The sequence below is a fragment of the Agromyces lapidis genome, from assembly GCF_009749405.1.
Lineage (GTDB): Bacteria > Actinomycetota > Actinomycetes > Actinomycetales > Microbacteriaceae > Agromyces > Agromyces lapidis.
Genome location: NZ_WBIQ01000009.1, coordinates 327,526 through 338,354, shown reverse-complemented (window position 1 = coordinate 338,354; position 10,829 = coordinate 327,526). Strand labels below are relative to the sequence as shown.

10 protein-coding genes are annotated in these 10,829 nt (G+C 71.7%); 4 read left to right on the top strand and 6 right to left on the bottom strand.

Features of this window, described 5'->3' with window-relative positions; genetic code table 11:
• Nucleotides 1–40: 40 nt before the first annotated feature.
• Nucleotides 41–1,015 carry a PfkB family carbohydrate kinase gene (locus GQQ93_RS16145; protein WP_246192366.1) on the bottom strand — a complete coding sequence of 325 codons (975 nt, stop codon included), beginning with the start codon at nt 1,013–1,015 and terminating at the stop codon, nt 41–43.
• Nucleotides 1,012–2,016, bottom strand: coding sequence for a LacI family DNA-binding transcriptional regulator (locus GQQ93_RS16140; RefSeq protein WP_157425255.1), 1,005 nt, complete (start codon nt 2,014–2,016; stop codon nt 1,012–1,014). Before GQQ93_RS16140 ends, GQQ93_RS16145 begins: the two co-directional genes overlap by 4 nt.
• A gap of 174 nt (nt 2,017–2,190) precedes the next feature.
• Between GQQ93_RS16140 and GQQ93_RS16135 the strand changes: the two genes are divergently transcribed.
• From GQQ93_RS16135 to GQQ93_RS16120, 4 genes are all read left to right on the top strand, one after another.
• Complete coding sequence (locus GQQ93_RS16135) at nt 2,191–3,285, top strand: substrate-binding domain-containing protein (protein ID WP_157425254.1); 1,095 nt, start codon at nt 2,191–2,193, stop codon at nt 3,283–3,285.
• A gap of 151 nt (nt 3,286–3,436) precedes the next feature.
• Nucleotides 3,437–4,510 carry an ABC transporter permease gene (locus GQQ93_RS16130; protein WP_246192365.1) on the top strand — a complete coding sequence of 358 codons (1,074 nt, stop codon included), beginning with the start codon at nt 3,437–3,439 and terminating at the stop codon, nt 4,508–4,510.
• Nucleotides 4,507–5,301 (top strand): ATP-binding cassette domain-containing protein, encoded by a 795-nt coding sequence (locus GQQ93_RS16125; RefSeq protein WP_157425252.1) that lies wholly within the window; start codon nt 4,507–4,509, stop codon nt 5,299–5,301. Before GQQ93_RS16130 ends, GQQ93_RS16125 begins: the two co-directional genes overlap by 4 nt.
• The gene (locus tag GQQ93_RS16120; protein ID WP_157425251.1) at nt 5,298–5,651 is read left to right on the top strand and encodes a putative quinol monooxygenase; all 354 of its coding nucleotides are present in this window, start codon (nt 5,298–5,300) and stop codon (nt 5,649–5,651) included. Before GQQ93_RS16125 ends, GQQ93_RS16120 begins: the two co-directional genes overlap by 4 nt.
• A 43-nt stretch (nt 5,652–5,694) precedes the next feature.
• Here GQQ93_RS16120 and GQQ93_RS16115 read toward each other — a convergent pair whose 3' ends face one another.
• The 4 genes from GQQ93_RS16115 to GQQ93_RS16100 all read right to left on the bottom strand — a co-directional run bounded on the left by GQQ93_RS16115 (nt 5,695) and on the right by GQQ93_RS16100 (nt 10,809).
• On the bottom strand, nt 5,695–7,629 hold the full coding sequence (locus tag GQQ93_RS16115; protein WP_246192364.1) for an endonuclease/exonuclease/phosphatase family protein: 1,935 nt from the start codon (nt 7,627–7,629) through the stop codon (nt 5,695–5,697).
• Nucleotides 7,630–7,833: 204 nt separating this feature from the next.
• Nucleotides 7,834–8,460, bottom strand: a complete 627-nt coding sequence (locus GQQ93_RS16110; protein ID WP_157425250.1) for a hypothetical protein — start codon at nt 8,458–8,460, stop codon at nt 7,834–7,836.
• A gap of 205 nt (nt 8,461–8,665) precedes the next feature.
• Nucleotides 8,666–9,781 (bottom strand): LacI family DNA-binding transcriptional regulator, encoded by a 1,116-nt coding sequence (locus GQQ93_RS16105; protein ID WP_212277366.1) that lies wholly within the window; start codon nt 9,779–9,781, stop codon nt 8,666–8,668.
• Nucleotides 9,778–10,809 carry a DUF2804 domain-containing protein gene (locus GQQ93_RS16100; protein WP_157425249.1) on the bottom strand — a complete coding sequence of 344 codons (1,032 nt, stop codon included), beginning with the start codon at nt 10,807–10,809 and terminating at the stop codon, nt 9,778–9,780. Before GQQ93_RS16100 ends, GQQ93_RS16105 begins: the two co-directional genes overlap by 4 nt.
• Nucleotides 10,810–10,829 lie beyond the last annotated feature (20 nt).

The window sequence follows — 10,829 nt, the reverse complement described above, 5'->3', positions numbered from 1 at the left end:
GGAGAGGGGGAGAGGGGGAGAGGGGGAGCGCGGCGGGGCGTCAGCTGCCGAGCTGCCCCGCGGCCTCCCTGGCAGGCACGCGCAGCAGCGCGCCCTCATGTCGCACGGTCGCGGCCGCGATCGTCATCGCCGCGTCGAGGGCGAGCGACCAGGATGCCTCGTCGACGGGCAGCCCGCCATCGCCGATGTGGTGCGCGACGGCCGACAGGGTCGCATCGCCCGCCCCCATCGTGTCGATCACCGGGCCGGGCAGCGAGGCGATGTCGGCGTGCACGTGCAACCCTCCGTGATGCACCGCCGCACCCTCGCGCCCGGCGGTGGCCAGCACGGCGAGCGGGCGGGTGCGCGAGGCATCCGGGGCGTCGACGGACGCAGCACCTCGCAGGCGCGCGACGAACGCGTCGAGCCCGTCGCCGAGCAGGAGTGCGGCGTCTTCATCGCCGACCTTCACGAGCATGGCGCGCGCGGCGACGCGCTCGAATCCCGCGAGGAACGCGGCACGGTCGCGCAGCATGCCTTCGCGCGGGTTGCCGTCGACGACGAGACGGTGCTCGGGCTCGTCGATCGCACCGACGAGGGCGTCGAGCTGCTGCGCATCGTCGAAGGGGAAACAGCTCACCACGACGAGGTCGGCCGCGGCGATCGCCGAACGCGCCGCAGCGTCGAAGTCGAGCCGCCGCCGCCTCGCGGCGTCATTGAACTCGTAGCGCGGCTCGCCGTCTCGGCGGTCGGAGATCGCGCGCGACGTGCCGAGGGCCGACGGGGTCGCCACGAGCCGCACGCCGTAGTCGGCGAGGTACGAACGGATGCGCCGGCCCGCCTCGTCGTCGCCGACCATGGCGACGAGCGTCACGTCGTCACCGAGAAGAGACAGGCCCACCGCGACGTTCAGCGCGGCACCGCCGACGAACTCGCGCGAGCCCTTCGGGTCGCGCAGCTCGTCGATGAGTGCGTCGCCGATGACGGTCACCCGCGTGCGGCGAGCTCGCCTGCCCGCCGTCGTGCCGCCCGTCACCGCTCGGCCTTCGGCGGCAGCTCGCCCGATCCGCGCACGATGAGCGTCGTGGGCACGACCGTGCGCAGCGCGGGCGCCTCGTCGCCGTCGAGGCGGGCGAAGACGCGTTCGGCGGCGAGGCGGCCGATCTCCTGCGGATGCTGCGCCACGACGGTGATGCCGGGATCGAGCAGGTCGCCGAGCGGTACGTCGTCGAAGCCGACGAGCGCGGTGTCGTGGTGCCGACCGAGTTCGCGAAGCGCCCGGATCACGCCGATCGTCACGAGGTTCTGCGAGCTGAAGATCGCGGTCGGCGGCTGGTCGCCCGCGAACAGGGCGAGGGTGGCCTCGCGGGCGGTCGCCTCGTCGTGCAGTCCTTCGACGACCGGGAGGTCACGTGTCGCGACGCCGGCCCGGCCGAGCTCTTCGAGGAATCCACGACGGCGCTCGCGCGCAGTCTGGATTCCGGCCCGGTCGCCGAGGTAGGCGAGGCGGCGATGGCCGTGCTCGAGCAGGTGCCGGGTGGCGAGCGCCGCCCCATCGGCGTTGTCGCTGACGACGGAGTCGGAGGTGAGGCCCGCGGGCTCGCGGTCGACGAAGACGACGGGGGTGCCGCGGCGCAACTCGGGCGCGAGGTAAGCCTGGCTCTCGGAGACCGTGGTGAGGATGAGGCCGTCGACCCGGCGACGGAGGAACGCCGCGACCGCCTCCTGCTCGCGGGCCGGGTCGTCGTCGAGGCTCGAGGCGAACACGGCCACGCCCCGGTCGGCCGCCGCGTCTTCGACGGCGCGATGCACGGCGCCGGCGAAGGGGTTGTCGACGCTGCCGACGAGGAGCCCGAGGGTGCGGGTGCGGCCGTCGGCTCGACGGAGGTTGCCGGCGTGCAGGTCGGGCTGGTAGTCGAGCTTGCGGGCGGCGGCGTTGACCTTCTCGATCGTCGCGGCCGAGACATTGGGCTCGCCGTTGATGACGCGCGAGACGGTCTTCACGCCGACGCCCGCGAGTGCGGCGACGTGTCGCATGGTGGGTCGCGATCGGGTGTCGCCCGCTGCGGGCTCCGACTCTGACAACGGTGTCACGTTTCGGTCTCCAATGTGCTCGTTGGACTTGACTATACACATGGTGATCGACTAGACCTACCTTTGACATCGTTGTCAGGAGGACAACGGGTCCCCCACACCAGAGGAGATTCATCGATGAATCACGCAGCAACCGGCGGGCTCCGCCGTCGACTGATCGCCGGCGTCTCGATCACCGCAGCAGCCGCCTTCGCCCTCACGGGCTGCGCGTCGGGCAACGGCTCGAGCGCGTCGGGCGCCGACGACGAGATCGGCGTCTCGCTCATCGTGAAGACGACGACCAACCCGTTCTTCGTCGCGATGCAGGACGGCGCGAAGACCGCCGCCGACAAGCTCGGCGTCGAACTCACGCTGGCCGCGGGCAAGGAGGACGGCGACGAGGACACCCAGATCCAGGCGATCGAGAATGCCATCTCGAAGGGCGACGCCGGCATTCTGATCACCCCGAACGGGCCCGGCGTCGAGGACGCCCTCATCAAGGCCCGCGACGCCGGTCTCTACGTCATCGCCCTCGACACCCCGCCCGCCGATCCCGAGGCCGTCGACATCACCTTCGCGACCGACAACTTCCTCGCCGGCCAGGAGATCGGCGAGTGGACCGCCGCGAAGCTCGACGGCGAGAAGGCGACGATCGCGATGATCGACCTGTTCGACGACAAGGTCGTCTCGGTCGACGTGAACCGCGACCAGGGGTTCCTGGACGGCATGGGCATCGACCTCGCCGACGACACCAAGAACGGCGACGAGGCGAAGACCGGCAGCTACTCGGGCGGTGACTACGAGATCGTCGGCAACGAGGCATCCCAGGGCGCCGAAGACGGCGGCCGCACCGCCGCCGAGACGCTGCTGTCGCAGAACCCCGACATCAACGTCGTCTACACGATCAACGAGCCCGCCGCCTACGGCGCCTACGAGGCGTTCAAGGCGGCCGGCACGACCGACGACCTCATCGTCGTCTCGGTCGACGGCGGCTGCGCGGGCGTGCAGAACGTCGCCGACGGCGTGATCGGCGCGACGAGCCAGCAGTACCCGGTGAAGATGGCCGACCTCGGCGTGCAGGCGATCTTCGACCTCGTGGAGACCGGCGAGAAGCCCGAGACCAGCGACGGCCTCGACTTCTTCAACACCGGCGTCGCGCTCGTCACCGACGACCCCCAGGACGGCGTCGAGTCGATCGACACCGCCGAGGCCGGCGAGATCTGCTGGGGCTGATCGCGCCAGCCGCTGCAACCCGGTGCGGGTCGGGTGACGGATGCTCCGGCATCCCGTTCCTCCCCGGCCCGCACCGAACGCACGGGCGACGCCGCTCCGCGGCATCCCGCCCCTCGCACCACCGCACCGACCGACACGACGGAGTATCAACGTGAGTCAGCACACCACCGAACCGGCGCCCGCGCCGGGCCAGCCCGCCAGCGGGCCGCCGACCTCGGCGCTCGACCTGGCCGAGGAGTTCCTCGACCGATCCACCCCGCTCAGCCGCATCCGCAACGTCCTGCACCGCTACCCGGCGATCAGCCCGGCGATCGTGCTCGTCATCGCGGTCATCGTCTTCGGACTGCTCAACGACCGGTTCCTCAACCCGGCGAACCTCTCGCTCATCACCCAGCAGGTCGCCGTCGTCGGCACCCTCGCCGTCGCGCAGACGCTCGTCATCCTGACCGCGGGCATCGACCTCTCGGTCGGCGCGGCCATGGTGCTGAGCTCGATGGTGATCGCGCAGACCAGCGTGAACCAGGGCGTCCCCGCCGTGCTGGCGCTGCTGCTCGGGCTCATCGTCGGGCTCGCCGCCGGCGCGCTCAACGGCGTGCTCGTGACGCGGCTCAAGCTGCCGCCGTTCATCGTCACCCTCGGCACGCTCAGCATCTTCGTCGCGCTCACCCTGCTCTACTCGGGCGGTGCGACGGTGCGCGGCGGCGAGATGCCAGAACTGCTCACCTGGACGGGCTCGACGTTCGACATCGGCGGCGTCAACTTCACGGTCGGCGTGCTGCTCATGCTGCTGCTCTACGTGGCGATCGCACTGATCCTGTCGAAGACCGCATGGGGGCGGCACGTCTACGCGGTCGGCGACGACCCCGAGGCCGCGCGCCTGGCCGGCATCAGCGTCAACCGCGTGCTCATGAGCGTCTACCTCACCGCCGGCGCGATCCTCGCGCTCGCCGCGTGGATCCAGATCGGCCGCACCAACGCCGCCTCGCCGAACGCGGGCGCCGAGCTCAACCTCGACTCGATCACCGCCGTCGTCATCGGCGGCACGAGCCTCTTCGGCGGCCGCGGAACCGTGTGGGGAACCCTGCTCGGCGCGCTCATCGTCGGCGTGTTCCGCAACGGGCTCTCGCTCGCCGGGCTCGACGTGCTCTGGCAGACCTTCGCGGTCGGCGTGCTCATCATCGTGGCCGTCTCGGTCGACCAGTGGATTCGGAAGGTACGCAAATGACCATCGCAACGCCCGCAGGGGCGGCAACGGAGACCCGCACCCCGGTGCTGCAGGCACGCCGGCTCGTGAAGACCTTCGGCCGGGTCGTCGGCCTCGACGGGGTCAGCCTCGAGCTCTACCCGGGCGAGGTGCTCGCCGTGATCGGCGACAACGGCGCCGGCAAGTCGACGCTCATCAAGTGCCTCACCGGCGCCTACGTGCCCGACGAGGGCGAGATCTTCCTCGACGGGCAGCCCGTGCACTTCAAACGACCGCAGGACGCGCGCGCCGCCGGCATCGAGACGGTGTACCAGAACCTCGCCGTCTCGCCCGCGCTCGACGTCGCGTCGAACCTGTTCCTCGGCCGCGAGGTGCGCATGAAGGGCATCCTCGGCTCGGTGTTCCGCGTCGTCGACCAGAAGGGCATGCGCAAGCAGGCGCGCGAGCAGCTCACCTCGCTCGGCATCTCGACCCTGCAGGACGTCACCGTGCCGGTCGAGAACCTGTCGGGCGGCCAGCGCCAGGCCGTCGCCGTCGCCCGAGCCGCGGCGTTCGGGTCGAAGGTCGTCGTGCTCGACGAGCCGACGGCGGCGCTCGGCGTGCGCGAGTCGAACCAGGTGCTCGAGCTCGTGAAGCGACTGCGCGACCAGGGGATCCCCGTGATCCTCATCTCGCACAACATGCCGCACGTGTTCGAGGTGGCCGACCGCATCCACATCCAGCGGCTCGGCAAGCGCGCCGCGACGATCACGCCCGAGTCGCACTCGATGACCGACGCGGTCGCGATCATGACGGGCGCGTCGCAGGCATGACGCGACCCGTACAGCTCATCGCCGAGTTCACCGCCCGGCCGGGGCGCGAGGAGGAGGTCGAGCGCCTCCTCCTCGCGCTCACCGCCGAGGTGCGTCGAGAACCGGGATGCCTCGAGTTCACGCCGCTCAGGGTCGCGACCGTGCCCGTGCTCGACGCGGGCACGACGCTCGGCGTCACGCCCGGTCCGGCACCGGTGGGCCGCCGCTTCATCGTCACCGAGACGTATCGGGATGCCGCGGCCTTCGCCGACCATCTCGCCGCGCCGCACGGGGCGGTCTTCAACGCCGCGCTCGCACCCCTGATCGAAGAGGACGGCTCGCAGCTCACGTTCGTGGACGCGCTCGGCTGACCCGTCGAGCCCGGTCGCCGATGCGGCGCGGCCCCGATCCGGTCTACGCGGCTCCGTTGCGGCGACGTCGCGCGAGCAGCAGCACGAGGCCCGAGCCGAGCAGGAGGGCGCCACCGATCACGACGGGGAGGACGTCGGTGCCGGTGCTGGCGAGGTCGCCTGACTCGGAGCCCGACGCGGAGCCCGCGGGCTCGGCGTCCGGATCGGTGCCGCCGGAGCCGCCATCGCCCGGCGCCTCCCCACCGGGAGTCTCGACGCCGCCTGCCGCGGCCGTCACGGTGAGCTCGGCGGAGGCGCTGACGTCGCCGTCGCCGGTCACGACGACCGTGTGCGCTCCGGGCGCGGTGTCGGCGGGGATCGTCACGGTCGCCTGGAACGCGCCGACGTCGTCGGCCGTCACCGTGCCCAGCAGCACCGGCGTCGAGTGCAGTTCGACCCGCAGCTCGGTGCCCGGCGCGAAGCCGCTGCCCGAGATGGCGATCGTCGCACCGGCGGCGACGGAGCCCGCTCCGAGCTCGATGACCGGCGCGGCCGGCTCGCCGTCGTCGCATCCCTCATCGCAGACGCGGAACTCGGCGAGGACCGCCTTGTGGTCGCTCGGCCAGACGGCGTCGGGCGTGAGGATCTCGTCGGCGCTGTCGTCGTCGACCCGCTCGTTGCGCACGATGCTCGACTGCGGGCCGACGACGGCGGCATCGTCGATCGCGAGCCGCTCGTCGGGGGTCGCGAAGATGTAGTCGATGCGGTCGCGCTCGTCGGCCTCGGGCGCCCAGGTCAGCGAGGAGGTGGGGAACCGCTCGTTGTCGGACGGCCAGGTGATGCCGGGGTTCGCGACCGGGTCGGGGAACACCTCGCGGTACGCGTCGACGAGTCCGCCGTCGAGCAGGGTCTGCGTGGTCTGCCACTCGACCACGACGCCGTTGTGGTCTTGAAGGTCGGCCGTCGCCGCAGTCCAGTCCTGCGCCGAGGGCTCGTTGAAGTCGCCGCCGACGATCGCGATGCGGCCGGCCGCGCGCTCGGCGGCGATGTCCTCGACGAGGTCGGCAGCGGTCGCGGGCCTCCCGGACTGCACGTTCGCCGCGAGGATCTGCTCCACGTCGGTGACCGGGGCATCCAACTTGTTCCAGGTGTTCCAGCCCGACGGCCAGTCGCCGTGGATCTCGCCGCCGTAGCCGCGCGGCAGGTACGTGGTGTACCAGCGGTACTCGAGGTGGCCGCCGTACACGACGACCTCGGTGCCGTGCACGTCGATCACGGCCTTCGTCCACCAGCGGTCGATCGTGTCGCTCGAGACGATCGGGTAGCGCGAGACGACGCCCGTGTCGGTCGCGATGAGGTGCTCGTAGCCGAGCAGCTCGGCGACCTGCGCGGGCGCCTGCCCCACCTCGGGCAGGAACGTGACATCGGCGTCGGTCTCGCGGATGATGTCGGCGATCTCCTGCGCGCCGTTCGGGATCTGGGTGCCGCCGTGCCAGACGTTGAACGCGAGCACGTCGAGCTCGCTCACCCCGTCGACCTCGGGCTTCGGATCGGCGGGCGGCGTCGTCGGCTCGGTCGGCTCGCCGGTGACGGTGAGATCGATCGGGCCGGCGAGCACGCCGTAGCCGTCGTCTTCGAGCAGGTAGACGTCGTAGTCGCCCGCGCCCATGGTCGCGGTGTTGTGCGTCCAGCCGTCGCGAGCGGACGGACCCCACGAGACCGTGCCGCTCGGCTCGGGCACGTAGCGCCAGTCGAGGGACGCCGGGCCGCCGGGCATCACGCCGTCGCGGTAGATGCCGATCCAGTTGCGCTCGTGCACCGCCTCGCCCGCGTCGAAGGTGATCTCGACCGTCTCGTCGGCGGCGATGGTTGCGACATCGAGGCTCAGCGAGCCCCCGGCCGCGTGCGCCGGCGGCACGTACAGGAAGGCGGTGAGAGCGACACCGGCGCCGACGAGCGAGATGAGTGCGCGTTTCGCCGGCAGGGAGGCGGAGGCCATGCAGCTGGTCCTTTCAGAGGAGATCTGTCGGGACGCAACGGTAGGAGTGCGACATGGCCCGCGCCTTGCCGCGAGGTGAACGGGCGCGGGTGGCCGCGCAATTCAGGATGAGCGCGTCGACGGGTCTCGTGCGGGCACCGGCGACCGGCACATCCTGAATTGTGCGGATGCACTCCTGAGCGACGCGCTCGTCGACGGCTGCGACTAGATGATCACGGGGAACGTCGACATGATGACGATGCCGACAACGGCGACGACGAGCGCGAGTCCGAGCAGCGTGCGCGACACCCAGGTCGGGTTCTCGCGCTGCGACATCGCGGTGAGGAAGAGCACGAGCGCGAAGAGCACCGTGAGCAGCGAGTAGCGGTCGCCCCGTGCGTTGTTCTCGAGGGCTTCCTCGAACTTCGCGTCGGCGCGGGCGCTCGCCTCCTCGGCCTCGACGGTGCCTTCCGGCACGTACTCGGGCCTCGCGAACGGGCCGTTCTCGACCATGCCGTCGGCGCTCCAGGCGTCGTAGGCGACCTGGAACTCGGGCGTGAACCGGGCGCTGATGTAGTCGGCGAGCTCCTGGTTGCCGCCGCCGACGGCCTCGACGTACGCGCCGTAGACCGTCAGGTCGAACGCTCTCGCGTCGCGGGCCGCTCCCTCCGCGGACGCCGCGGTGATACGCGCGCTCGACGCCTGGCTGAACGCGATCGACATCTCACCGCCCCACTTCGACGACTCGAATCCGCACCACGCCGTGAGCACCGCCGTGATCGACAGTAGGAAGACGCCGACGATCTCGGTCGCGCGTGTCCACATCTTCGCTCGCTGCTGCTCGTCCTTCATGGGCGGCTTCCTCCTCCCAGCGCCGCACCCGGCGCCCCCGGGTGCAGCGTAACCGGTCGGGTCGCGCGCGCCGTGGATGAACCTGCCACCCGATGCTGTGCCGATGCACGGAGTCGTGGCGTCGTCGCGCTCGTTGAGTTGCCTGCACAAATCGGGATGAGCGCGTCGACGGCATCGGGCGCGAGCCGGAGGGCCGGTCGCCTCGCTACGGCGCCGACTCGCGCACGACGAGCCGGTAGGGCGCCTGCTCGACGCGCGGCGGCGAGTTCGGGTCGTCGACGAGGCGCAGCAGGGATGCCACGGCGAGCCGCGCGAGCTCGGTGAGATCTGGGGCGATGCTCGTGAGGGACGGTGCGGCGTACGCCGACTCGGGGGAGTCGTCCCAGCCCACGACGGCGACCTGACCCGGCACCTCGACCCCCGCCTCGCGGAAGGCGCGCAGCGCACCGATCGCGAGCAGGTCGTTCGCGCACACGAGCCCATCGAGGCCGTCGAGCGGGTCCGACCCGCCGCGCCCGGACCGGCCCGCGAGCAGCGCCCGCACCCGGGCATAGCCCTCCTCGCGCGAGTAGTCGCCGTCGGGCGAGGCCGGGTCCCACGGGGACACCTCGAGGAGGTGCTTCGGCCTCGCCTCGAGCCCTGCTGCGCGCAGCGCCGATCGGAAGCCCTCGAGCCGGAGGTCGGCGGCCGCGGCGCCGCTCGAGGCATCCGGAACCGCGCCGAGGAACCCGAGGGTGTCGCGGCCCGACGCGATCAGGTGGGCCGTGGCATCCCGCGACGAGGTGACGCTGTCGACGACCACGCGATCGACGCGAGCGGCGCGGATGCGCTCGCCGAGTACGACGAGCGGCGTGTTCCCGCGCGCGGCGACGAGCTGCGCGTCGCTCAGCGACATGGGGCTCAGCAGGATGCCGTCGGTGAGGAGCGTCTGGAATCCCGCGGCCGCGCGCAGCTCGCGTTCGGGGTCGCCGTGCGTCTCGTCGACCACGACGTCGTAGCCGACCCGTTCGGCGGCGCCGACGACGGCGTGCGCGAGCTGGGCGAAGTACGGCAGCGACAGGAACGGCACGGAGAGGGTGATCAGGTTGCTTCGTCCCATCCGCAGCTGGCGCGCGGCGAGCTGGGGCCGATAGCCGAGCTCGGCGATCGCGACCTCGACCCGCTCGCGGGTCGACTCGCTGACGTGCACCCGCCCGTTGATCACGTTCGAGACCGTGCGGTACGAGACGCCGGCGATCGCTGCGACGTCTTTCAGCGTCGGACCCGCCGAGCGGTGGCCGGGGCGCCCCGCCGGCGTCTCGGGCTCCTCGCCGCCCGTCACCAGCGGTTCCTGACGTCCTCGGCCCAGCCGAGCAGTGCCGTGACCTCGATGCGCTCGCCGCCGGCGTCGACCCAGCCCGAGTAGTGGCCGAAGCACTGGTGCCCGTGCGAGCCGAACACGACGAGCTCGGTCGCGCTCACCCGATCCCAGAACGGCTCGAACCGCAGCTCGACGTGCTCGCCGTGGATGCGCCACGGTGCGAGCCAGTCGTCGGCGTCGTATTCCCAGTCGAGCTCCTCGCTGATCTTGTGCAGCCGACCGTCGACCACGACGGCGTTCTCGGTCGACCCGGTGCCGTCGGTCCACTTGCCGCCGAGCTGCAGGCCGATGGTGCGGCCGTCGACGTGGCCCGAGGCGGCGCCCCAGTTCCAGATCATCTTGTACGGCCAGCGTCCGCGGCCGTGGTCGAGCACCGCCCAGCTCTCGCCCTCGGGCAGCTCGATCCGCTCGACGGTCCGGTCGCCGCCACCGACCTCGAGCCACCCGGTCGCGGGGCGCGCGACATCTTTCACCGTGTACTGGAACCGCCGATCCGACCACGGTACGACGACGCCGAGGCTCTCGTGACCCGCCGGGCGGTGCGCGACGAGGTCGAGGCGCACCCCCTCGGCACTGCCGCGGAGCCGAGTGCCGGCGGCGTCGGGCAGCTCGTCGATGTCGATCTCGATCGTCGAGGTGCGGGCTCGGGCAGGCCCGTCGCCGAGCGAGGCCGGCAGCGTCGCGCTCGAGCCGAGCGGCGCGATCGCCGAGCGGTCGATCGTCGAGCCGTCGCGTCGGTCGTGCACGAGGATCGCGTGCACCGCCGCGTAGTCGATCGACGAGACGGTCAGCGCGATGAGGTGGGTCGGCGTCGTGATCGCCCAGTACTCCCAGCGCTTGTTGCGGCCCCACACCCGTCGGCCGTCTATGCCCGAGGTGTCGTGCAGCGGCGTGCGGGTCCAGCCGACGGCGTCGCGGTTCAGCCGCCCGTCGGGCCCGCAGAGGGCGACGGGGGCGGTGAGCTCGCGCTCGGCGATGGTGCGGGCCATGGGGTTCCGTTCTGGGGTCG